The organism is Candidatus Pelagibacter bacterium nBUS_29 (assembly GCF_051200905.1).
GTDB lineage: Bacteria > Pseudomonadota > Alphaproteobacteria > Pelagibacterales > Pelagibacteraceae > Pelagibacter.
This window is the reverse complement of record NZ_CP172843.1, coordinates 1016759-1039891: the sequence shown is the minus strand read 5'-3', so window position 1 is coordinate 1039891 and position 23133 is coordinate 1016759. Positions and strand designations below refer to the sequence as shown.

The following is a 23133-nucleotide window of genomic DNA, read 5'->3' as shown; positions in this document are numbered from 1 at the left end:
ATGATTAAGCAAAAAAATAACAGTTTTCCTCATTATTTTATAGTTTTCTTCGTTATTTTGATAATTTTAGATAGCATATTTGTTTATCTAGCAACCTCAACTCATAGAGGTGTAGTAACAGAGAACGCTTACAATCAAGGATTAAATTACAACAAAATAATTGAGGCTAGTAAAAAACAAAATGATTTAAATTGGAAAAGTGAAATCATTTATCAAGATGATTTTCTAAATTTTTATTTAGAAAATGAAAAAAAAGATAGTTTTGATGGAGCTTCTGTTACAGCTTTTTTAGTTAGACCAACTCAAACTGGTTATGATTTTTCAATTAAATTAGAAAAACAAACAAATGGTAAATTCCAAAAATTAATTAAATTTCCTTTAAAAGGACAGTGGGATGTAAAGATATTAGTAATATGGAACAAGCACAAATATCAAACAATAAAACGAATTTTAATAAAGTAGAGATAAATAAATTATTTTCTCCTTTTGTTAAAATTGATCCAAAAAATAATAATAGTATTATTTTTAAAGTAAAAAATATTCACTGTGCTTCATGTATCCATCTTATTGAAAAATCACTTTACACTCTAGAAAATGTTTTTTTTGTAAGAGTGAATATGTCTACTGAAAAATTAGAAATTAAGTGGGTAGGTGAAAAAAAATTAGCAGATAAATTTGCTAAAATTGTATCTGAGTTGGGATATCCAATAAGTTTGTATGATGTTGATAATTTAGATAATGATTTTGAAGAGAATAAAAAAGTCTTGATAAGATCTATTGCAGTGTCAGGCTTTGCAGCAGCGAATTTAATGTTAATTTCAGTTGGCTTATGGTCATCATCAGTTGAGACAATGGGATTTGCAACAAGAGAACTATTTCAATGGATTTCAAGTTTAATTGCACTACCAGCTATAATCTATTCTGGAAGACCATTTTTTTATTCAGCATTAAAAGTTTTGCTAAAAAAAAATACAAATATGGATGTGCCGATTTCATTAGCAGTAATTTTAACTAGTTTAATAAGTTTATTTGAAACAGTTAATAATGGTGAACATATCTATTTCGACTCTGCAATAATGTTATTGTTTTTTTTACTCATTGGCAGGTATCTAGATGTCTTAGCAAAAGGTAAGGCAAAAAAATCTGCTAAAGAATTACTTTCAGCTTTAGGTGGAACTGCAACAGTTATAAAGGATGAAAAACAAGTAATTGTTCCGATAAAAGACATAAGGACAGGAGATATTATTACAATTTCTATAGGAGAAAAAATACCTGCAGATGGAATTATTCTAAACGGATCTACAGAAATAGATTTAAGTCTTATTAGTGGTGAAACATTACCTAAAAAAGCAAATATAAATGATAATGTATTTGCCGGTACAATTAACATTTCAGCACCAATTCAAATTGAAGTTTCTAAATCTACAGAAAATAATTTACTCACAAACATTGTGAAACTAATGGAAAAAGCAGAGATAAGTAAATCCAAGTACACCAGAATTGCTGATAAAGCAGCCAAATTATACACACCAACAGTACATTTAGCTGGCTTATTTACATTTATTGGATGGTGGATGTTCGCTGATTTAGCTTGGCAACCCTCACTTTTAATAGCTGTAACCGTATTAATTATTACATGTCCCTGTGCTTTAGGTTTAGCAGTTCCAGTCGTTCAGGTATTAGCAAATAATTCGCTTATGAAAAAAGGCATCTATTTAAAATCTGGTGATGCTTTGGAAAAATTATCAAAAGTGAAATATGTAATTTTAGATAAGACAGGAACACTAACAGTGGGTAAGCCTAATTTAATAGGATCATACTCAGAAGAAGATCTACAAATTGCAGCATCGTTAGCACATTATAGCAAGCATCCTTTTTCAAGATCTATTTGTAATCAATTTAATGGCAAATTACTTAATTTAGATAATGTAAAAGAAATAATTGGTTGTGGAGTGGAAGGATATTTTAAAGGTAAATTATTAAAACTAGGAAAAAAAAATTGGTCTTGTCCTTCACAAAAAGATGAAAATGAAATTTTTTCAGAGATATGGCTTTCGGTAGAAAATGAAAAAAAAATCTGTTTTAGTTTTGAGGATCAATTAAGAAAAGATACCAAAGATGTAATTGATGAGATTAAAAAATTAGGAATTACTCCAATAATTTTATCTGGTGATCGAAATGAAGTAGTAAAAAGAATAGCAGAACACCTTGGTATAAATGATTATTATTCTGAATTTTCAATAGAAATGAAAAGTGAATTTATTAGAAAATTAAAATTACAAAATAAAGAAATTCTGATGGTTGGAGATGGTTTGAATGATGCCCCATCGCTGGCTGAGGCTGATGTATCTATTTCACCATCGACTGCAATGGATATTACCCAAAATACTGCAGACATTGTTTTTCAAGGTGAAAAACTATTTCCAATTATTAGTTGTATTAAAGTTGCAAAAAAATCAGTTTTATTAATCAAACAAAATTTTTTAATGGCAATTATTTATAATATCTTTGCTATTCCTATGGCGATCATAGGTTTAGTTACACCATTAATTGCAGCTATTGCAATGTCAAGTTCTTCATTATTTGTAATTGGAAATAGTTTTCGTTTAAATCTAAAAAGGAAAAAAATTTAATCATGAATATTTTGCTCTATCTTATACCTATTGCACTTACTCTTGGTTTAATAGGGTTACTAGCATTTTTATGGACGTTAAAAAATAATCAATACGAAGATCTAGAAGGAGCTTCTGAAAGAATTTTGATTGAAGAAGAAAAAGAAAAAAATGATAGAGACTAGTCTATTGATATTTAGCAGAAAATTGTTTTATATATCCTTCAATTTGATTACCTGGCATTGGTTTGGAAAATAAAAAACCTTGTATTAAATTTATACCAATTTCTTTTAGATATTTTAGCTGCTGTTTAGTTTCAACTCCTTCAGCTATTATTTGATTATCTAATCTAGTTGCCATTGTTTTAATTCCTTCTACCGCAACACGAGAGCGTTTATTAGATACAACATTATTAATTAACTGTTTATCTAATTTAATGATATTCCAGGGTGTATTAATCAAACGTTCAAGATTACTTCCTTTTACTCCATAATCATCTAAAGCAACTGACACTCCTTGATTTTTCGCATATTGTATTTCCTTATTGGCCACTTTGTCATCAATTCTAGTATTTTGCGCTTCTGTAATTTCTACTATTATTTCATTATCAATTAAAGTTTTTATATATTCTATTTCTTCCATCACTAGCTTTCCTGCTCCAATATTTGCAAAGTGAGACATTTGAAAATTAATTGAAAATTTTATCCTTTTATCGATATTAATATTTTTAAAACTTTTATCAAAAACCGTTCTCCATATTCTAGTACCTTCTTTCATAGATCTTGCATTTAAGTGAACAAATTTAGATAAGAAATCTTTTGGTAAAAGTATAGTACCATTAGGCTTAGTCCATCTAATTAAACATTCAAAAAATTTAATTGAATTATTTTTTACATCAATAATAGGTTGAAAATAAAAACTTAATTGACTTTTTTTAAGAGCTTCACTTAATCCATCAAGTGTAATAATTTCATCTAATTCTTTAGAGACACTAATAAATTTATCATCTGCAAATTTATAATTATTACGACCTTTTTTTTTAACAACTTGCAAAGCTCTGTCGGCGTATGATAAAGAATCTGAAATTTTACCATCAACAGGAAGTAATGCAGAACCAAATGAACACGTTTTTTGTATTATTATCTTATTATCATCTAAGAAAATACTATTCAATTTATTATGAATAGATTTTGAAAATTTATTTATCTTTTGAGATAGAGTAAAACCTTTATATCCTTTTGTAGTTTCATATTTTTTTTCAATATCTTTTAAATTGAAAAGTAGTGCAAATTCTTCACCACCTAATCTTACAGAATTTAAACTATCTACTCCAATTTTTATTAGTTCTTGACCAAATTTTTTTAAATATTTGTCACCAACTTCATGACCATAACTATCATTAACACTTTTAAAATAATCAATATCAATAATTAGAATTAAATAATCAAATGTTCTTTTACCATTATCACTATTATTAAAAAAGAAACTTCGTCTTGTTTGAACATTTGTAAGTTCATCAACATTAACTATTCTTTCCAATTTATCTGTTTTAATTACAATATAAGATAAAAATACTACAAATAAAAAAAATACTATAAAAATAAATACAACTTCATAAAAACTAACAATGAAATTATTTAAGATAACATCATTTAAATTTTCAAACTCATGATTGTGATCAGGTGAGAATAAATGAATTAAAAAAAAACCTGAAAATATTACAACAAATAAAATAAATAAAAGTAAAACTTTATGTGTTGTTTTTAAATTTATTAATAATTTTATCATATTTAAGTTAAATATTTACCATGTGTAGTTTTGGCCCAATAATGTGGCTTGGTTATTACTTCAAGAAGTCCGATGAAAGCTGCATAACTATGCAACATCCAATAAATAGGAACCAGCGGTAAGATAAAATATAATTTACTAAATTTTCTATTTATACCTGCTACCATTGACATAAAAATATTTGATAAATTGTATAAAAGTATTCCATAAATAAAATATGTTAATAAATCATCTCCAAACCCCACCCAGCTTGAATAATCAGGGGATGTAAGTAAGAAAAATCCTTGTAAAATAGCAAAGGGATTAATTAAGAAATTTATTAAAGGCAGCGTTAAAAATAAGTGAAATCCTAAAAATCCCCTTAAACCAGTTCTCCATAAAAATTTAAATGGATTTCTATTATGAATTAAGACAGTAATCATGTGTCCTTTAATCCACCTTGTTCTTTGTTTAATCCAAGCTCTTTTGCTACCGGTTGCCTCTTCCCATGTAGTAGAATTTAAAATTGTTGTCTTAAATCTTTTTTGATAAATACGAATACCTAGATCTGCATCTTCAGTCACATTGTAAGAGTCCCAATTATAAAGTTCGTATAATTTTTTTCTTTTAAAATGATTAGATGTTCCTCCTAAAGGAATTGGAGATTTAAATTTATTTAAACCAGGTAAAAACCAATCAAACCATTGAGCGTATTCCAATGAAAATAAACGAGTTAAATAATTATAACCTTGATTGTAATAATTAAGAGATGCTTGCAAACAGACATAATCATCGGGCAAAGATCTAAATTTAGCTACAGCTTTTAATAATTGATCCGTCTCAGGTTTATCTTCAGCGTCATAAATACAAACATATTCACCCCGACAAAATGTTAAAGCATAATTACATGCCTTAGGTTTTGTTTGTGGATAACTTTTAGGTACGATAATGAATTCAAAAAAACGAGGTGGATTTAATTTTTTTGCTAATTCAATAGTCTCTAAATCGTCTTCTTCAAAGATTAATTTTACATCAAGCTTTTTTTTGGGATATTTTAATGCAGATATATTTTTAATAAGTTTTTTTAAAACTTCAGTTTCTTTGTATATAGGAATCAATATTGAGTACGTTGGTAAATTCTTTTGTCCTAAAATGGGGATTTCTTTTTTATATCTATTTTTAAATTTTAAATAAATAGCCACTACAAAAAGCCAAACCCTAAATGATGAATTAATTAAAAAAACACACGTACAAAAAGCGGCAAAACAAAAAGAGGTTTCAGCTGGATATTTATAGCCACAGGTGACTAACGTCCCAATTAATGACAATAAAAAAATTGTAAGTTTCAGGGAAAAAACTTTTTTTGCAGATAATTTAGGTTCTCTAATATGAAGCAATTCAGATGCATTTTTAGTATCCGTTCTTTTATAAATTTTTTGAAAAAATAATTTTAGATCCCTAGGTGTTGTTAATACAATTTTTATTTGATCCTTTTGATATTCAGACAATAAAAAATCTATTAATTTTCTATCTATATTTGTTGCTAAAATTAAAATTTTATCATCTTGCTTTGAAAAAGGGTGGCATCTATTTTCAAGGTAAGAAATGTGTTTATTTTTTTTTCTAAAATTTGATAAATCTTTTGATATTTTTTTATTTCTTATAATTTCATTATACAAAATGAAATCATAACCATGTAGGCTCGCTAAAGTTTTATAATAATCTAAATTTGAAATTTTTTTTCTATTAATTATTTTTTGAGATATTTTTTTTAATTCAGGTTTTAGATTTATTAAATTAAACCCTTTGTATTTTCTAACTTTAAATTTTTCGTCCTGTATAATTTTTCTGGATCTTGGAAATGATAAAATTTTAGTATTATAAATTTGCAACATTGCTTATTAAGTTTTGTTATAAATAATTATTAAAAATTAATTTTCTATATTTTTATAAAAAAAAAAATTTTTTGAAGATTTAACTTCACTATTTTAGGTTTTTTTAAATATCTTGAAGTGAAGTTACTTCTAATTTTCTAGTTTTAAGGGATTTTATAGCTTCTAAGCATGCTTGAGCAGTAGACATGTTGGTACAATATGGAACTTTATTCTTTAGTGTTGCTCTTCTAAGTGCGATTGCATCATTTAATCTATGTTCACTATTTCCACCCCCAGTATTAATAACAAGGGCTATTTTTTTAGAGTCTAAGACATCGACTATATGAGGAGATCCACTACTTACTTTATTAATAATTCTACATTTAATTTTATACTTTCTAAAATATTCTGCAGTACCTTTAGTTGCACAAAGTGTAAAATTTAACTTGATTAACTCTTTTGCTAAATCAATTCCTTCATCTTTATGAGAATCTTTTAATGATACAAACGCCAGACCTTGTTTTGGTAATGAATTTGCAGCACCGATTTGACTTTTAGCAAATGCCATACCAAAATTTTTATCAAACCCCATTACTTCACCTGTTGATTTCATTTCAGGCCCTAGAAGTAAATCACTGTTTGGAAATTTGTTAAAAGGAAACACAGCTTCTTTAACTGCATACATGCCTTTGGATTTATCTTTTAAATTAAATTTAGATAATTTTTCACCAGCCATTACACGTGATGCAATTTTAGCAAGCGGAAGACCTTTTGCTTTTGATACAAACGGTACCGTTCTACTAGCTCTAGGATTTACTTCGATTACATAAATTTCATCTTTCTTAATTGCAAATTGAATATTCATAAAACCTTTAACTTTTAAAGCTAAAGCTAATTTCTTAGTTTGATTTTCAATTTCTTTAATTAAATGTGGCTTAATTGATATTGGAGGCAAACTACAAGCCGAGTCTCCAGAATGAATTCCTGCTTCTTCAATGTGTTGCATAATACCTGCTACATGAACTTGTTTTCCATCAGATATTGCATCAACGTCAACTTCCATTGCATGATCAATAAACTTATCAATTAGAATTGGATTTTCTTCAGCTGCTTTAAACGCTTCTTCTACAAAGTTTTTAAGTTGACTTTTTTCATGAACAATCTCCATTGCTCTTCCACCTAATACATAAGAAGGTCTAACCATTAAGGGTAAACCAATTCTCTCAGCTATCTGGATAGCTTGCTTAAACGTTTTAGCAATTCCACTTTCAGCTTGCTTTAATTTTAATTTATTAAGAAGATTTCTGAATAAATCTCTATCTTCTGCTAAATCAATTGATGTGTACTGCGTTCCTAAAATTGGAAGTTTGTTATCATGTAAAAATTTAGCAAGTTTAATTGGAGTTTGGCCTCCAAATTGAGCAATAATCCCAATTAGGTTTCCTTTTTCTTTTTCCTTTTTAATTATATTAAAGACATACTCCTCTTTTAACGGCTCAAAGTATAACCGGTCACTGGTATCATAATCAGTTGAAACTGTTTCAGGGTTACAATTAATCATAATTGTCTCAAAACCAGCGTCTTTCAATGCAAAACTAGCCTGACAACAACAGTAATCAAACTCTATCCCTTGTCCTATTCTATTAGGTCCACCACCTAATATTATAATTTTTTTCTTAGCTGATGGATCGGCCTCACACTCAGAATTAATTGAAAAATTTCTTTGGTATGTAGAATACATATAAGGAGTAAACGATTTAAATTCAGCTGCACAAGTATCAACTTTCTTAAATACCGGTAATATTTTAAGAGCAGTTCTTTTACGTCTAACGACATCTTCCGATGTTTTTGTAAGTTCAGACAGCTTTTTATCAGAAAAACCAATAGATTTTATTCGGTTAAACTCATTAAAATCTTTAGGTAATCCTTTATTTTTAATCTTAGTTTCATTATCTACAATTTCTTTAATTTGCTCTAAGAACCAAGGGTCAATTTTTGATAAGGTAAATATTCTCTTTAAATCGATCTTTTTTCTAATCGCTTCAGCAACTAATAAAATTTTATTTGGAATACTTTCTTTAAGTTTCTTCTCAATTTGTTTCTTATTTAGATCAAATATTCTATCTAATCCAGAAAACCCTGTTTCAAGTGACACCAATGCTTTTTGAAGGGACTCTTTAAAGTTTCGACCAATTGCCATAGCTTCACCAACTGATTTCATAGATGTACCCAATGTTGCAGGTGAAGTTGAAAATTTTTCAAATGTAAATCTTGGAATTTTTGTTACCACATAATCAATACTAGGTTCAAATGATGCAGGTGTAACTTTTGTGATCTCATTTTTTAATTCATCTAACGTGTAACCAACAGCAAGTTTTGCTGCAACTTTTGCAATTGGAAACCCAGTTGCTTTTGATGCAAGAGCAGATGAACGTGACACTCTTGGATTCATTTCAATTACAACCATTCGACCATTTTTGGGATTGATTGCAAATTGAACATTTGATCCACCTGTTTCAACGCCAATTTTTCTTAAACATGCAATGGATGCATTTCTCATTACTTGATATTCTTTATCAGTTAAGGTGAGAGCAGGGGCAACAGTAACCGAGTCCCCTGTGTGTATTCCCATTGGATCAATATTTTCAATCGAACATATGATGATGCAGTTATCTTTTTTATCTCTTACTACCTCCATCTCAAACTCTTTCCAGCCCTCCAAGCACTCTTCAACTAATACTTGGCTTACAGGAGACTCGTGTAATCCACTTTTAATAATTTTTAGATATTCTTTTTCATTTTTAGCAATCCCACCACCAAGGCCTCCAAGAGTAAATGCAGGTCTAATGATTGCAGGTAATCCTATTTTCTTTAAAACTTTAGATGCTTGATTAATGTTATTGACGATTTCAGATTTAGGTAGATCTAAACCAATATCAATCATATTTTTTCTAAATTTTTTTCTATCTTCTGCGTTTGATATTGCTTTAGAGTTTGCGCCGATTAATTCTATTTTGTATTTTTTTAGAATTCCTTTTTTCTCAGCTTCCATTGCAAGGTTAAGAGCAGTCTGACCACCCATGGTTGGAAGAATTGCATCTGGTTTTTCTTTTTTAAGAATTTTTTCTAAAACCTCTAAAGTAATAGGCTCTATATAAGTTTTATCAGCAACATCAGGATCGGTCATAATTGTTGCTGGATTTGAATTAATTAACACAACTTTATAACCCTCATCTCTTAAAGCTTTACATGCTTGTGTACCTGAATAATCAAACTCACAAGCTTGACCAATAATAATTGGACCAGCTCCAACAACTAATATTTTTTTAAGATCTTTTCTTTTTGGCATTTGTTTTCATGTTGTTGATAAATTCTTGAAATAAATAAACACTGTCTTGTGGTCCTGGGTTTGACTCAGGGTGGTATTGAACTGAAAATATTGGTTTATTTTTTAATCTGATACCTTCAATACAATTATCAAATAAAGATTTATGAGTAACTTCAATATTTTTTGGCAAACTTTCTCTAATAATTTCAAAACCATGGTTTTGACTTGTTATTTCAACATTGTCGTGAACTAAATTCTTAACTGGGTGGTTTGCACCTCTATGACCTAATTTCATTTTTTTTGTTTTAGCACCAAGTGTAAGGGCTAGTATTTGATGCCCCAAACAAATCCCAAATATGGGTAAATTATTTTTAATTAAATCTTTGATTATATTGATGGCATATTTTCCAGTTGCAGCTGGATCTCCTGGACCATTTGATAAAAATATTCCATTTGGTTTAAGAGCTAAAATTTTTTCAGCTGATGTTTTGCAAGACACTACAGTTACTTTGCAACTAAAGTCAGAAAAATATCTTAAAATATTTTTTTTTATTCCATAATCAATCGCAACTACATGAAAAGAATTCTTGGTATTTTTTTTGTATCCCGTTTCTTTTTTCCAAGTTTTAAGACCTTTCCAAATATAGTTTTTTGGGGTTGTAACTTCTTCCGCAAGATCAAGGTTTTTTAATCCACTCCACTTAATTGTTGAGTTGGTTAATTTACTAATATTAAATTTGCCAGTTTTAGAATATGAGATCGTTCCTTTTGGAGCACCTTTATCTCTGATAAAATTAGTTAAACTTCTAGTATCTAACCCTGTAATTCCAACTATTTTATTTTTTTTAAGCCAAGCATCTAAATGAAGAAATGATCTGTAATTCGATGGCGATGTTATTTCTGAATTAAACACCACTCCTTTAGTCCATATTTTATCAGACTCGTAGTCCTCTTTATTAGTGCCAACATTTCCAATATGAGGGAATGTAAAATTTATGATTTGCCCGGCATAAGATGGATCTGATATAATTTCTTGGTATCCAGTTAATGATGTATTAAAACAAACTTCCCCTGTTGCTTCTCCTTGGAAGCCAATTCCAATTCCTTTAAAAACCTTTTTATTTTCAAGAACTAAGACGCCTGTGCTGATTTGTGAATTTTTTGAGTTCGATTTTTTTGCTTTTTTGATCAATTACAACTCTTGAGTTAGAGGTTAATACAATAATTGCATTATTATCGCAACAGAGATGTAATATAAAATTGTAAAAAAACAATTTTTCTTTTGAAGATTTTTTTCTTTGAAGTAGATTAAAAAATTATGGCATTAAAAGAAACTATCGAAACTGATTATAAAAACGCACTAAAAGCTAAAGATAAAACTAAAATATCAACCTATAGGTTAATATTATCATCCATTAAGGATTTAGACATTGTGAATAGATCTGGTCCTAACAAAAAAGATACTGATGACGAAGATATTAAAAAGCTTTTAAAAAAAATGGTTAAACAAAGAGCCGAATCGATAGATATTTATAAAAAAAACAACAGATCAGATCTTTTAGAAATTGAGCAAAATGAATATGAAATTTTAACAGCGTTTTTACCCAAACAGCTTGGCGAAGAAGAAACTAAGAAAATATGTGCCGAAGTTATATCAAAACTTGGAGCAAGTTCAGTTAAAGATATGGGAAAAGTAATGGGTGAATTAAAAAAACTACATGCTGATGAAATTGATTTTGCAAAAGCAGGTCCACTAATTAAGGAACTATTGGGCAGTTAATGAAATACCCCAAAGAGTACTTGGATGAAATTAAAACGAGACTCAAAGTTTCAACAGTCGTATCAAAGTCAGTTGCTTTAAAGAAAAGAGGCAAAGAATACGTAGGTTTGTCTCCATTTAAAACTGAAAAAACTCCATCGTTTACAGTTAATGATGAAAAAGAATTTTATCATTGTTTTGCAACATCTGAGCATGGAAATATTTTTGATTTTATAATGAAAACACAAAATTTTAAATTTGGTGAAGCTGTCAAACACTTGGCTCAGCTAGCAGGTATGCAGCCTTATATGTTTTCAAAGCAAGATGAGGAAAGAGAAAAAAAATGGAAGGAATATCTATCAATCTATAGTCAGTATGTTGATTTTTATCACAGTGAGCTATTAAAAAATGAAAAATACTCTAACGCTAGAGACTATTTAAAAAAAAGATCACTTGGTAGAGAAGAAGTTAAAAAATTTAAAATTGGTTACATAGAAAAAAATCCTAGTTTTTTTGATAAATTAAAAGATGAATTTAGCGAACAAGCTTTAGTAGAGAGTGGATTGTTTTACCTGGATGAAAAGAAAAAAATATATGTTGAAAGATTTAGAGGAAGATTAATTTTTCCAATAAATAATATTTCAGGACAGCCAATTGCTTTAGGCGGAAGAATAATAGAAAATTTAGACTACTTAGCAAAATATATTAATTCACCTGAAACAACTTTTTTTAAAAAAGGTTCAAACTTATATAATTTAGATTTAGCTAGAAAATTATCTAACAAACTAGACCACATTTATTTAGTTGAGGGATACATGGATGTTGTTGGATTGAGTAAAAATGAAATTGAAAATGTAGTTGCTAACCTTGGAACTTCATTAACTGATAAACAAATTTTAACTTTAAATCAGTTCTTTGACGATATTATAATTTGTTTTGATGGTGATGAGAGTGGATATAAAGCTGCTCTTAGAGCTGCAGAAAATTCTATAAGAGAATTAAGGCCTGAAAAACAAATATCCTTTTTATTTTTACCGGATAAAGAAGATCCTGATAGCTATGTTAATAAACATGGAAAAAACTACTTTGTAGATTTTACAAAACAAAGCAAGCTATCCATTCATCAATTTATTTTTAGTCATTACAAGAAACAAACTGAAAACAACCCATCTTCAATGGCAATATTTGAAAAAAAACTTAGATCTATAGCAAATACGATTAAAGATGATTTTATTAAAAAATATGTGCTTGAATATTTTTTGGAAAAAATTGCAGAGTTAACTCCTCACTCCAATCAAAATAAAAAAAAGTTTTATATAAAAAAAACAAAATCACTAGACTCAACTAAAAAATATTTTAATGAAAGCCAATCAATAACTGGTGTAGAGCTTAAAGAATTTTCTTTACTATATCTACTTCTAAATAATCTATCTCTTTTTCAAGCAAATATTCATTTAATTGAAAATATAAAGTTATTCACAGAAATAAATAAACAAATATTTAATTCTATTATTGAAAGACTAAAGTCTGGTGAGCAAATTAGTATTGAAGATGTAAATTTGGATAAACAGCTATTGGATAAGATAAATAAATTTGCTCCAATTAAACATATTCTGAAAAATAAATCTGAAAATGACAATCAAGCAATAGAGTTACTTGATGATATTTCTAAAGATTTGTTTAATTACGATCTTGAGTTCAGAATCCAAGAACTAGAATCGAGGTTTTCAAAAGATATGAGCCAAACAACATTTAATGAGCTAAAAGACCTAAAAAAAGAGAGAAAAATCAACTAATCTCAATAAATTAGCAATGGATTTTTGTTAATTTGATATTATATAAGTCTTTCAAACTTATATTGCTGTGGAAAGAATAATTACTAAATCATTTGCTAGATTAATGGGTAGAGGAACCCACAGAGGGTTCATCACTTATGAAGAGTTAAATAAATCTCTTGGAAAAAGAAATCTATCTGATGAAAATTTATCTCAAGCGTTCATTCATATTTTAGATGAAGGCGTAGCGTTAGTAGAAAAAAAATCTGATTTTAAAGTTTTAAGAAAAAAAGAAGGATCCTCCAAAGAAGAAGGTAAGACAATGGAGAAAAGTGATGATCCTATTAGAATGTATCTTCGAGAAATGGGTGGTGTTGAATTACTTTCAAGAGAAGGTGAAATTGCTATTGCAAAAAGAATTGAAGCTGGAAAAGATGTAATGTTAATTGCTTTGTCGCAAAGCCCAATGACTGCTCAACAGTTTTATGAATGGAATGATCAATTACAAAAAGATGAAATTTTAGTAAGAGAAATTATTGATATTGATACAAATTACATGGAAGATGAGTCAACTGGTCCTAGCGCTAAACAAAAAAATGCAGGTGAGACTGATAAAGATGAAAACTCTGGTGACGGTGATGATGATGACTTTAACCCAACTCTTGCTGCCATGGAAACTGAAATTAAACCAAAAGTTTTAAAAACAGTAAACACCTTAACGAAAGAGTATTCAAAATTAATAAAATACCAAAAAGAAAAATTAGATTGTATCTTAAATTCACAAAATTTTTCTCCTGCAAAAGAAAAAGGATATCAAAAAATTGTAGATGATATTTTAGAAAATATTAAATCACTTCAATTATCACCTTCAGTTTTAGAGGAGTTGGTGCAAAAACACTATGTTGAAAATAAAAAGATTATATCTCTAGAAGGAAATCTTTTAAGATTAGCAATGGATCATAATATTCCAAGAAATGAGTTCATTAAATTTTATATTGGAAACGAAATTAATCCAAATCTTAAAAAATTTTTAGATACCAACTTAATTTGGAAAAAGTTTTTTGCAAAAAATAAAGAAGAGTTTAAAAATATTAGAGAAAGATTAATTGAGATTAGTCATAAGTTGGGAATTTCTGTTACTGACTTTAAAAAATTAGTAAGTCGAGTTCAAAAAGGTGAAAAAGAGTCTAGAATTGCAAAAAAAGAAATGGTTGAAGCTAATTTAAGATTAGTAATATCAATTGCTAAAAAATATACCAACAGAGGTCTTCAATTTTTAGATTTAATTCAAGAAGGTAATATTGGTCTTATGAAAGCAGTAGATAAATTTGAATATCGAAGAGGTTATAAATTTTCAACATATGCAACATGGTGGATAAGACAAGCAATTACAAGATCAATTGCTGATCAAGCTAGAACCATTAGAATTCCAGTTCACATGATTGAAACAATAAATAAGATCGTAAGAACTCAAAGGTTAATTTTGAGTGAGTTTGGAAGAGAGGCAACTCCTGAAGAGTTAGCTCAGAAACTTAGAATGCCACTAGATAAAGTTAGAAAAGTTCTAAAAATTTCAAAAGAACCTGTTTCATTAGAAAAACCAGTGGGTGATGAAGAAGATAGTAGTTTAGGAGATTTTATAGAAGATACAAAGGCATTGGCACCTTTAGAGCAAGCTATAAAATCTAACCTTGGAGAAGCAACAACTAAAATTTTATCTACTTTAACTCCTAGAGAAGAAAGAGTTTTAAGAATGAGGTTTGGTGTTGGGATGAATACAGATCATACTTTAGAAGAAGTTGGTCTTCAGTTTTCTGTCACTAGAGAAAGAATTAGACAAATCGAGGCAAAAGCTCTTAGAAAACTAAAACACCCAAGCAGATCTAAACAACTAAAAAGTTTCTTAGAAAGTTAATTTTACTGGGCCGTTAGCTCAATAGTAGAGTACTGCATTGACATTGCAGGGGTAGTTGGAGCGTAACCAACACGGCCCACCATTTAAATATTATCTATAATTGATAACTTATAAAAAATGATATAGTTAACTGAATGATTTTGGGCCTGTAGCTCAGTTGGTTAGAGCAGTACACTCATAATGTATTGGTCCCAGGTTCGAGTCCTGGCGGGCCCACCAAAATTACTATTAGTTTTTCGAAAAATTTTCTAAAGTCTTAAATAAGATATTTATGTTGTTATCGTTAGAGCTCAAAATTGATGCAAATTCTTCTTTTTGTGTTCTTGCCAAGCTAAGTCCCTCTATTATTAAATCTCTGATTAAAGGATTGTCAGGATTTTTTGTATAAATCCTCCAATCAATCTTTACCTCAGGTCTATCAGGTGTGCTAATTAGTAAACTATTAACAATAGTATAATTCTTATTTATAACTTTTTTATCCTGAACCTCAATTTTTGGATTAGTGTATTCAGACAATCTACTTGAAAAACTTTTTAAAAAATAATTTTCAAATAAATAAAAATATTCTTTTTTTTGATCATCATTTAAATTTTTTCTAACTGAGCCAAGCGAGTAAGATCCTATTCCTCTTATGTCAACTGTCTCTTTAGCTATAATCTTTAATCCATTTATCTTTTCTTCTTTTGAGATATTTTTTGATAGAATTTGTGATGCTCTATTTACAGTAGATTGAACAAATACATCTGGTCCAATAGAATAAGCATAGCCAAAGCTTAGATTTAAAAAAAATAGAATTATAAAAAATTTTTTCATACTAATTTTTGTTTATTTGAATTATTATTTGGTGTCTATTTCTTCCCAGTCATCTTCATCTTTATATATAACTTCTACACTTCCTCTTTGGTTATTCTTAATTTTATTTTCTCTGTCTTGTAAATATAAACTTCTTAGGGATGCATAAAAGTCTATTGAATTTGCTTCTAAATTATCTAATGATTCTAGATTATCTGATCTAAAGTTAATACCACCTAAAGCTCTTGATGTTATGTAAACACTCTCACTCAAAAATTCATTATTCCCATGAATTGATGCATTGTACCATGGGTCCCCACCTAATACATTGGCAAAAGAACCTGCTGTATCTCTAATTGTAGATGGTCCAAGAACTGGTAAGACCACATAGCAACCTGGGCCTATACCCCAAGCACCTAAAGTTTGACCATAATCTTCTATTTCATATTTTGGAAAACCCATTTTATTGGCAACATCAATAGTACCCAGAAGTCCAACGGTAGTATTTATGACCAATCTGCCAGTATTTATTATTGCCGTTTTAACATCTCCCTGCAGAATGTTGTTAGGTATTGTTATAAGGTTAGATAAATTCTTAACTGCGTTGCTAGTACCTTTTTGAATCGGATTTGGCAAATTTCTATAACCTTTTGCAATTGGTTTAATAATTGCTTTATCTAAACCCTGGTTAAATGCAAAGGTTGTTCTATTTAACTTTTCGAAACAATCTTTTATTTCTTTTGGTTGATTTTTCTTTAATACCAATTCTCCATCAGATCCAGCGTTTGCATTAAATGCTAATAAAAAGATATAAATTATAGTTATTGTTAATTTTCTCAACATGATCATATATATTATATAATTATAGTTTGTAAAAAAACATTTAATTTTAAAAAATGTCTACAAAGTGTTTATAAATAGTCGAAATTTATACCTAAATTGAATATGGATACAACTCTGAATTATTCTCCAAATTTTGAAGTAAAAAAAAGAAAACTTAATCAGATTAAATTTATTATTTTTCATTATACAGGAATGAAAAAGGAATCAGAGGCAATAGCAAGACTTACAAATATAAAATCTAATGTGAGCAGCCATTATTTGATTAAAAATAATGGAGAAATAGTTGTTATGGTACCAGACTTGTATGAAGCATGGCATGCTGGAGCATCATCTTGGAAAAATTTTAAATCTTTAAACAAGAATTCAATCGGAATTGAAATAAGCAACCCAGGTCATAACTTTAATTATAAAAAATTCTCCAAAAAACAAATACGATCAATTAAAAAGTTAAGTAAATTTTTAATTAAAAAATACAAGATTAATCCAAAAAATATTTTAGGTCATTCTGATATTGCTCCAATTAGAAAAAAAGATCCTGGTGAAAAATTTCCATGGAAATATTTGGCTGAATTTGGAATTGGTGAGTGGCATTCATTATCACAGAAAACTCTCGTCAAAAGTAGAAGAAAAAAAATAAGCCAAGTAGATAAAAAAAAATTTTATAAAAATTTATCAAAAATTGGATATTCAATAAATAGCTCAAAAAAAACAAAAAAAGATAAATTTTTTATTCTTACAGTTAGTGCGTTTCAAAGAAGATTTAGACAAGAGTTGATAAACGGTAAAATTGACCAAGAATGTTTGCTTATAGGTCAAAATTTAGCAAAAAAATTGAATTAAAATTTCTTGCAGTTTTGTAGTTTAGTAATAAGTTGAAGTTGCCAGATAAATGATTTATCGCTTTAATTTATTAAAGAGGAAAGTCCGGGCTCCACAAGGATACAGTGCCAGATAATACCTGGCGGGGGCAACCCTAGGGATAGTGCCACAGAAAATAAACCGCCATAACATGGCAAGGGTGAAAAGGTGTGGTAAGAGCACACCGGTTCTATTGGTAACAATGAACGCTGGAAAACCCCACTGGGAGCAAGACTAAGTAGAGATGACATTGTCGAAAGACTAAAAGCCATCCTTGGCTAGTCATCAGGGTTAGTTGCTTGAGCTTAAGAGTGATCTTAAGCCTAGACAAATGATAGGTTTTAATGACAGAACCCGGCTTATAGTTTATCTGGCAAAATTATCCACAGTTTAACATTACACTTTAAATAAGTGTTCACGTTTTGATTCACTAATGAGTCAATAATGTTCTATTTTTTCTACTCAAGGTATGTGGCTCTTAATCAATACAATTTGAATAAATTATTACATTCGATATTAAAAAGTTGTTAACAGTTGTCAATAATTTGCAAGATTCAATATTTGACACTAAATTAAATAACCCATATATTCCCATATATTCCCAATTATGGAATTTAAAAATTATAAATTATATGTTTTTATCAATTTACGAGAACAAACTAGACAAAAAAGGGAGAGTTTCTGTGCCTGCTAGTTTTAGATCTCATCTTTCAAATTTAGGATATAATGGAGTTATTTGTTATCCTTCTTTTAATAATACTTCTATTGAAGCTTGTTCTCAAGATAGAATAGAAAAAATTTCCTCTGCTATAGACTCTTTAAATCCATTTGAGGAAAAAAGAGATTTTTTTGCAACGTCAATTTTAGCAGAAAGTACAAATTTACAATTCGATGGAGAAGGAAGAATATCAATTTCATCAAAATTATTGAAGCATGCAAAGATTAAAAATAACATGTTGTTTGTTGGTCAGGGCCAAACATTTCAAATTTGGGAACCAGCAGCATTTGAAAAATTTAAGGTTACTGCAAAAAAAAAAGCAAATCTAAATCGAGCAAGCCTTAAATGGGAAAAACATTTTAACAACAACGAGGGGAAATAACAGATGACAATTAACTTTAAAGCACCAGAAATAAAAGAATTACAACCACGACTTTTAGTAATGGGAGTTGGTGGAGCAGGTGGAAATGCAATTAATGAAATGATTGAAAATAATCTACAAGGTGTAGAATTTATTGCAGTCAACACTGATGCGCAAGATTTAAAGTTAAGCAAATGTAAAACAAGAATTCAAATTGGTTTAAATTTGACTAAAGGATTAGGTGCTGGAGCAAAACTTGATATTGGTCAAGCAGCAGCTGACGAGTCATTAAACGAAATTGTAAACACTTTACAAGGTGCTAATATGGTTTTTATTGCTGCTGGTATGGGTGGTGGAACGGGCACTGGTGCTGCTCATGTAATTGCTAGAGCTGCAAAAGAATTAAATATTTTAACTGTAGGTGTTGTGACTCTTCCATTTTTATATGAAGGCCCCTCAAGAATGAGAAGAGCACAACAAGGTTTAGAAGAGTTAAGAAAACATGTAGATACAATAATAGTAATTCCAAATCAAAATTTGTTTAAAATTGCAAATGAGCAAACAACATTTGAAGATTCTTTCAATCTTTCAAATAATGTTTTAATGCATGGTGTGCAAAGCATTACTGATTTAATGGTAAGACCAGGTTTAATAAATCTTGATTTTGCTGATGTAGAAACTGTTATGGCTTCAATGGGTAAAGCAATGATGGGAACTGGTGAAGCAGAAGGAGAAGGTAGAGCGCTTAAAGCAGCAGAGATGGCTGTAAGCAATCCATTAATTGATGACTATACTCTTAAGGGTGCAAAAGGATTATTAGTTAATATTACTGGTGGCAAGGACCTTAAACTTTTTGAAGTCGATGAAGCAGTTAATAAAGTTAGAGCTGAAGTTGATCCAGAAGCAGAATTAATTATTGGAGCAATTACTGATGCCGAGCTAGATGGAAAAATGAGAAGTCTCTATTGTTGCCACATCATTAGATGGCCAACAACCAGAAACTAAATCTGTGATAAACATGGTACATCGTATCCAAAATAGAAATCCAGGTTATTCAGATTTTTCAAATATTGGATCATCTGCATCTTTTAATTTTTCAAATTCTATTTCTAATCCTGTTTCACATGGTGCAAATGCGCTTAAACTTGAGAATGAAATTGTTCAAGAACAACATCAAGAACATTTGAACTCTAATATTTCAAATGAGGAAACGATGCATAGTAATAATTTTGAAACTGAAAGTGTTGTTGAAGATAGTTCTGTAAATGAAATGGAAAAATCTTTTTCTCAAGAAGCCATGGAAACTACTTCAGAACAGACTGCAGAAGAAAATATTGAAGAAGATGTTTCTAATGATCTTAAAGAATTTGGAGTTGACTCAGATGCACCAGATTTATTTAGTTCAGAAACTGAAAATTCAAGTTCAGATGATTTATTATCTTCAAGCAATGAAGAAGAAGAAGATGATCTTGAGATACCAGCATTCTTAAGAAGACAAAAAAATTAATGGTCTTCAAAGAAATAAATGGACGCCACCATAGTATCGGATGAGCAAAAGCATTATCCGGTACTGCTAAAAGAAATTATTAGCATTATTTCCCCTCAATATGGTGGCACCTTTATTGACTGTACTTTTGGTCAAGGTGGTTATTCAAAAAAAATTCTAGAGTTTGAAAATACTAAAGTTATAGGTTTAGATCGTGATATTGAGAGTGTCGCAAAAGCTAATCAGCTAAAAGAAAAATTTGACGATAGATTTTTATTTAAAAATATTAAATTTAGTCAGCTAAATAATCTAAAACTCAAAAACGAGAATGTTAGAGGAGTAATATTTGATCTTGGTTATTCTTATGTTCAAATAAAGGATCCTAAGAAAGGATTATCTTTTCAATCTAAAGGAAATTTGAATATGAAAATGGGTTTAAATAATTATTCAGCTGAAGATGTAATCAATAAATTAGATGAGAAAGAATTAGATAAAATATTCAAATTCTTTGGGGAAGAAAAAGAGAGTAAATTTATAGCTAGAAATATTATTAAGGAGAGATCTAAGAAAAAGATTGATACTGAAACACTTGTTGAGATTATAGACAAAACAAAAAGAAAAAAAAACTTCAAAGTTCATGTTGCTACCAAAGTTTTTCAAGCTTTAAGAATTTTAGTTAATAGAGAAATAAGTGAATTAATCTTTGGATTAATTAATGCAACAAAGGTTCTAAAAAAAGATGGTGTGCTTGCTGTGGTTACATTTCATTCACTAGAAGATAAAATTGTTAAATATTTTTTAAAAAGTCTTTCTGAAAAAAAAAGTATATCAAGATATGCTCCTATTATTGAGCAACCAGAAACATTACTTAAATTAAATGAAAAAAAAGCAATTACACCCTCTGATGAAGAGATTGTTGAAAACTTACCATCAAGATCAGCAAAATTGAGATATGCGATTAAAAAAACTGATTTTTATGATTTTGAAACTGATATTTTAGATCAATTTAGGAATTTGATAGAGATAGAAAACTTTGGGAATAAGTTGTGAAAAAAATTGCTTTAGTATCAATTATTTTTTCATTAATTTTATCTACCGCTATTATCAAAAATTCTGCAAAAAAAAATGAAGATAAAATTTTTACAATAAAAGAAAATATCAGAGTTTTAAATTCCGAACTTGATAAAATTAAACTAGAATTTGATTATCTGAGTTCCTCTGACAAATTGTTAGAATTTCAATCTTTATATTTTGAAAATGATTTAGTACAAAAAAAAATTGAAAATATAAAAGTTTTTAAAATTACCAACAAAGACAAAAAGATTGAAAATTTAAAAATAACTAAAGATTAATGAAAAAATTAAGGTCAAAAATTATTATTGAAGATTATAAAAATAATTTTAATTATAAAAAAAATGATACAAATTTAAATATTCAATTTAATAGAGTGGCATTTATATTTTTCTTCTTTTTTATTATTTATCTAATTTATTCAATTCATCTAATTCATCTTGGATCACGTAAATCTAAGATAGAATTGAATAATGATGTGTCAAAGTTTGCCAATAAACTCTATAGAGCTGATATAATTGATATAAATGGGAATTATTTAGCTAAAACAGTCAAATCTATTGATATAGGTATAAAGACATCAGATGTAATAGATAAGAAAAAACTTTTATTAAGTTTAAATATCATTTTTCCAAATAAGGATTTTAATAAAATTAGAGAAAAACTTGATACAAAAAAGTTTTTTTGGTTAGAAAAAAAAGTTTCTGAGAAAAACTATGAAAAACTAATGAAACTTGGAGATAATTCTATAAAACCTGAGGAAAAGGTTTTAAGGATGTATCCTCAAAAAAATCTTTTTAGTCACATAATTGGTCAAATAGATGATGATAATAATGGAATATCAGGTTTAGAAAAATCATATGATGAGGTTCTCAGAAATTCAAAAAAACTAATAAAGCTCACAGTTGATAAAGATGTGCAGTTTTTAATAAGAAAAGAACTAATTAAATATCAAGAAATTTTTAAAAGCAAAGGTAGTGCTGCTATTCTAATGAATGTGAATAATGGAAATATACTTTCACTTATTTCGTTACCTGATTTTAATCCTAATAAAAGACAAAATATAACTGATGTAAATTTTATTAATAGAGTAACAAAAGGAACTTATGAGCTTGGCTCAGTTTTCAAACCATTTACATTTGCAAGTGCTTTAAACGAAGATTTAATAAAACCAGAAACTGAGTTTTTAGATTTACCAAAATCTATTCGTTGTGACAAACATAGGATTGGAGAATATGATAATAAAATTCCCTCAGATCTCACAGCAGAACAGATTTTGATTAGATCAGGTAATATTGGCTCTGTTAGAATTGCTCAATTAGTAGGACCAGAAAAACACAAATCCTTTTTAAAAAAAGTAGGTGTATTAAATTCAATTGATTTTGATATAGATGAAATAGCTCCTCAAAAAGATTATAATTTTGGCAAATGTAGATTAGCTACAGCTTCATTTGGCCATGGTATTGCAACTACAATTCTTCAGCTAGCAAAAGGTTATGCGGTAATATCTAATGGAGGTTATGATATTAAACCAAGTTTGATTGAAAAAATCACTGAAACTGAAGAAAAAAAAAGTAGATTAATTAATAAAGGAGTTTCCGACCAAGTTGTTATGGCTTTAAGAAAAATTGTAAATACAGAAGAAGGTACTGCAAAATTTGCTGACGTATCAAATTATGAGATTGGTGGCAAAACAGGAACTGCCGATCAACCAAAAGAAGGATCTTATTCTGAAGCAAAGATAAATACTTTTGCTTCAATATTTCCGACATCAAATCCACAATATGTATTTATTGTTATGTTGGACACACCCCAAAAAGCAAAAGATTATTATTATAAATACAGGCATCAAAAAGGTGGCTGGAAGGGAACCTTGTATAATACAGCAGGTTGGACTTCAGTAGAGGTGGCTGGAAAAATAATGGAAAAAATTGGGCCTATTTTAGCCACAAAATATCTAGAAATTAATTAATT

General features: G+C 28.7%; 17 protein-coding genes, 2 tRNA genes, 1 other RNA gene and 1 pseudogene. 15 read left to right on the top strand and 6 right to left on the bottom strand.

Annotated features, from left to right (window positions below):
- Genes ACIJYA_RS05535 through ccoS form a run of 3 tightly spaced genes read left to right on the top strand, consistent with a single transcriptional unit; the run spans position 1 to position 2797 of the window.
- A complete protein-coding gene (locus tag ACIJYA_RS05535; protein WP_435087864.1) occupies positions 1-462 on the top strand; it encodes a FixH family protein in 462 nt (153 codons plus the stop codon).
- Entirely contained in the window at positions 414-2633 is a 2220-nt protein-coding gene (locus tag ACIJYA_RS05530; RefSeq protein WP_435087862.1) for a heavy metal translocating P-type ATPase, read from the top strand. Before ACIJYA_RS05535 ends, ACIJYA_RS05530 begins: the two co-directional genes overlap by 49 nt.
- A 2-nt stretch (positions 2634-2635) precedes the next feature.
- Entirely contained in the window at positions 2636-2797 is a 162-nt protein-coding gene (gene ccoS / locus ACIJYA_RS05525; protein WP_435085395.1) for a cbb3-type cytochrome oxidase assembly protein CcoS, read from the top strand.
- Between the two features lies 1 nt (position 2798).
- Here ccoS and ACIJYA_RS05520 read toward each other — a convergent pair whose 3' ends face one another.
- The 4 genes from ACIJYA_RS05520 to carA all read right to left on the bottom strand — a co-directional run bounded on the left by ACIJYA_RS05520 (position 2799) and on the right by carA (position 10773).
- Positions 2799-4400, bottom strand: a complete 1602-nt coding sequence (locus ACIJYA_RS05520; RefSeq protein ID WP_435087860.1) for an EAL domain-containing protein — start codon at positions 4398-4400, stop codon at positions 2799-2801.
- Between the two features lie 2 nt (positions 4401-4402).
- Positions 4403-6274 (bottom strand): glycosyltransferase family 2 protein, encoded by a 1872-nt coding sequence (locus ACIJYA_RS05515; RefSeq protein ID WP_435087858.1) that lies wholly within the window; start codon positions 6272-6274, stop codon positions 4403-4405.
- Positions 6275-6377: 103 nt separating this feature from the next.
- Complete coding sequence (carB, locus tag ACIJYA_RS05510) at positions 6378-9602, bottom strand: carbamoyl-phosphate synthase large subunit (RefSeq protein ID WP_435087856.1); 3225 nt, start codon at positions 9600-9602, stop codon at positions 6378-6380.
- Complete coding sequence (gene carA / locus ACIJYA_RS05505) at positions 9580-10773, bottom strand: glutamine-hydrolyzing carbamoyl-phosphate synthase small subunit (protein WP_435087854.1); 1194 nt, start codon at positions 10771-10773, stop codon at positions 9580-9582. The genes carB and carA overlap by 23 nt, the downstream gene beginning before the upstream one ends.
- A 126-nt stretch (positions 10774-10899) precedes the next feature.
- On the opposite strand from carA, the gene ACIJYA_RS05500 reads away from it, so the two are divergent.
- The 5 genes from ACIJYA_RS05500 (at position 10900) to ACIJYA_RS05480 (ending at position 15249) form a co-directional block, all read left to right on the top strand.
- Positions 10900-11361 (top strand): GatB/YqeY domain-containing protein, encoded by a 462-nt coding sequence (locus ACIJYA_RS05500; RefSeq protein WP_435087852.1) that lies wholly within the window; start codon positions 10900-10902, stop codon positions 11359-11361.
- A complete protein-coding gene (gene dnaG / locus ACIJYA_RS05495; RefSeq protein WP_435087850.1) occupies positions 11361-13136 on the top strand; it encodes a DNA primase in 1776 nt (591 codons plus the stop codon). Before ACIJYA_RS05500 ends, dnaG begins: the two co-directional genes overlap by 1 nt.
- A gap of 67 nt (positions 13137-13203) precedes the next feature.
- Positions 13204-15030 carry an RNA polymerase sigma factor RpoD gene (gene rpoD / locus ACIJYA_RS05490; protein ID WP_435087848.1) on the top strand — a complete coding sequence of 609 codons (1827 nt, stop codon included), beginning with the start codon at positions 13204-13206 and terminating at the stop codon, positions 15028-15030.
- Positions 15031-15037: 7 nt separating this feature from the next.
- Positions 15038-15112 (top strand) — tRNA-Val (locus ACIJYA_RS05485).
- Positions 15113-15172: 60 nt separating this feature from the next.
- Positions 15173-15249 (top strand) — tRNA-Ile (locus ACIJYA_RS05480).
- Between the two features lie 9 nt (positions 15250-15258).
- On the opposite strand, the gene ACIJYA_RS05475 is transcribed toward ACIJYA_RS05480, so the two are convergent.
- A complete protein-coding gene (locus ACIJYA_RS05475) occupies positions 15259-15843 on the bottom strand; it encodes an MlaC/ttg2D family ABC transporter substrate-binding protein (protein ID WP_435087846.1) in 585 nt (194 codons plus the stop codon).
- A 24-nt stretch (positions 15844-15867) separates the two neighbouring features.
- Positions 15868-16665, bottom strand: a complete 798-nt coding sequence (locus tag ACIJYA_RS05470; RefSeq protein WP_435087844.1) for an MlaA family lipoprotein — start codon at positions 16663-16665, stop codon at positions 15868-15870.
- A gap of 102 nt (positions 16666-16767) precedes the next feature.
- On the opposite strand from ACIJYA_RS05470, the gene ACIJYA_RS05465 reads away from it, so the two are divergent.
- The 7 genes and pseudogenes from ACIJYA_RS05465 (at position 16768) to ACIJYA_RS05435 (ending at position 23131) form a co-directional block, all read left to right on the top strand.
- Positions 16768-17505 carry an N-acetylmuramoyl-L-alanine amidase gene (locus tag ACIJYA_RS05465; RefSeq protein WP_435087842.1) on the top strand — a complete coding sequence of 246 codons (738 nt, stop codon included), beginning with the start codon at positions 16768-16770 and terminating at the stop codon, positions 17503-17505.
- A gap of 41 nt (positions 17506-17546) precedes the next feature.
- Positions 17547-17901, top strand: an RNA gene (rnpB, locus tag ACIJYA_RS05460) — RNase P RNA component class A.
- A gap of 254 nt (positions 17902-18155) precedes the next feature.
- Positions 18156-18623 carry a division/cell wall cluster transcriptional repressor MraZ gene (mraZ, locus tag ACIJYA_RS05455; RefSeq protein ID WP_435087840.1) on the top strand — a complete coding sequence of 156 codons (468 nt, stop codon included), beginning with the start codon at positions 18156-18158 and terminating at the stop codon, positions 18621-18623.
- A 3-nt stretch (positions 18624-18626) separates the two neighbouring features.
- Positions 18627-20109, top strand: a pseudogene (gene ftsZ, locus ACIJYA_RS05450) (cell division protein FtsZ).
- An 18-nt stretch (positions 20110-20127) separates the two neighbouring features.
- On the top strand, positions 20128-21138 hold the full coding sequence (rsmH, locus tag ACIJYA_RS05445) for a 16S rRNA (cytosine(1402)-N(4))-methyltransferase RsmH (RefSeq protein ID WP_435087839.1): 1011 nt from the start codon (positions 20128-20130) through the stop codon (positions 21136-21138).
- The gene (locus ACIJYA_RS05440) at positions 21135-21440 is read left to right on the top strand and encodes a cell division protein FtsL (RefSeq protein WP_435087837.1); all 306 of its coding nucleotides are present in this window, start codon (positions 21135-21137) and stop codon (positions 21438-21440) included. The genes rsmH and ACIJYA_RS05440 overlap by 4 nt, the downstream gene beginning before the upstream one ends.
- Positions 21440-23131, top strand: coding sequence for a peptidoglycan D,D-transpeptidase FtsI family protein (locus ACIJYA_RS05435; protein WP_435087835.1), 1692 nt, complete (start codon positions 21440-21442; stop codon positions 23129-23131). Before ACIJYA_RS05440 ends, ACIJYA_RS05435 begins: the two co-directional genes overlap by 1 nt.
- Positions 23132-23133: the final 2 nt, after the last annotated feature.

What these genes read in the sequence shown, in the direction of transcription:
- ACIJYA_RS05535 (WP_435087864.1), top strand. Translation starts at nt 1, where the DNA reads ATGATTAAGCAAAAAAATAACAGTTTTCCTCATTATTTTATAGTTTTC.
- ACIJYA_RS05530 (WP_435087862.1), top strand. Translation starts at nt 414, where the DNA reads ATGGAACAAGCACAAATATCAAACAATAAAACGAATTTTAATAAAGTA.
- ccoS (WP_435085395.1), top strand. Translation starts at nt 2,636, where the DNA reads ATGAATATTTTGCTCTATCTTATACCTATTGCACTTACTCTTGGTTTA.
- ACIJYA_RS05520 (WP_435087860.1), bottom strand. Translation starts at nt 4,400, where the DNA reads ATGATAAAATTATTAATAAATTTAAAAACAACACATAAAGTTTTACTT.
- ACIJYA_RS05515 (WP_435087858.1), bottom strand. Translation starts at nt 6,274, where the DNA reads ATGTTGCAAATTTATAATACTAAAATTTTATCATTTCCAAGATCCAGA.
- carB (WP_435087856.1), bottom strand. Translation starts at nt 9,602, where the DNA reads ATGCCAAAAAGAAAAGATCTTAAAAAAATATTAGTTGTTGGAGCTGGT.
- ACIJYA_RS05500 (WP_435087852.1), top strand. Translation starts at nt 10,900, where the DNA reads ATGGCATTAAAAGAAACTATCGAAACTGATTATAAAAACGCACTAAAA.
- dnaG (WP_435087850.1), top strand. Translation starts at nt 11,361, where the DNA reads ATGAAATACCCCAAAGAGTACTTGGATGAAATTAAAACGAGACTCAAA.
- ACIJYA_RS05475 (WP_435087846.1), bottom strand. Translation starts at nt 15,843, where the DNA reads ATGAAAAAATTTTTTATAATTCTATTTTTTTTAAATCTAAGCTTTGGC.
- ACIJYA_RS05470 (WP_435087844.1), bottom strand. Translation starts at nt 16,665, where the DNA reads ATGTTGAGAAAATTAACAATAACTATAATTTATATCTTTTTATTAGCA.
- ACIJYA_RS05465 (WP_435087842.1), top strand. Translation starts at nt 16,768, where the DNA reads ATGGATACAACTCTGAATTATTCTCCAAATTTTGAAGTAAAAAAAAGA.
- mraZ (WP_435087840.1), top strand. Translation starts at nt 18,156, where the DNA reads ATGTTTTTATCAATTTACGAGAACAAACTAGACAAAAAAGGGAGAGTT.
- rsmH (WP_435087839.1), top strand. Translation starts at nt 20,128, where the DNA reads ATGGACGCCACCATAGTATCGGATGAGCAAAAGCATTATCCGGTACTG.
- ACIJYA_RS05435 (WP_435087835.1), top strand. Translation starts at nt 21,440, where the DNA reads ATGAAAAAATTAAGGTCAAAAATTATTATTGAAGATTATAAAAATAAT.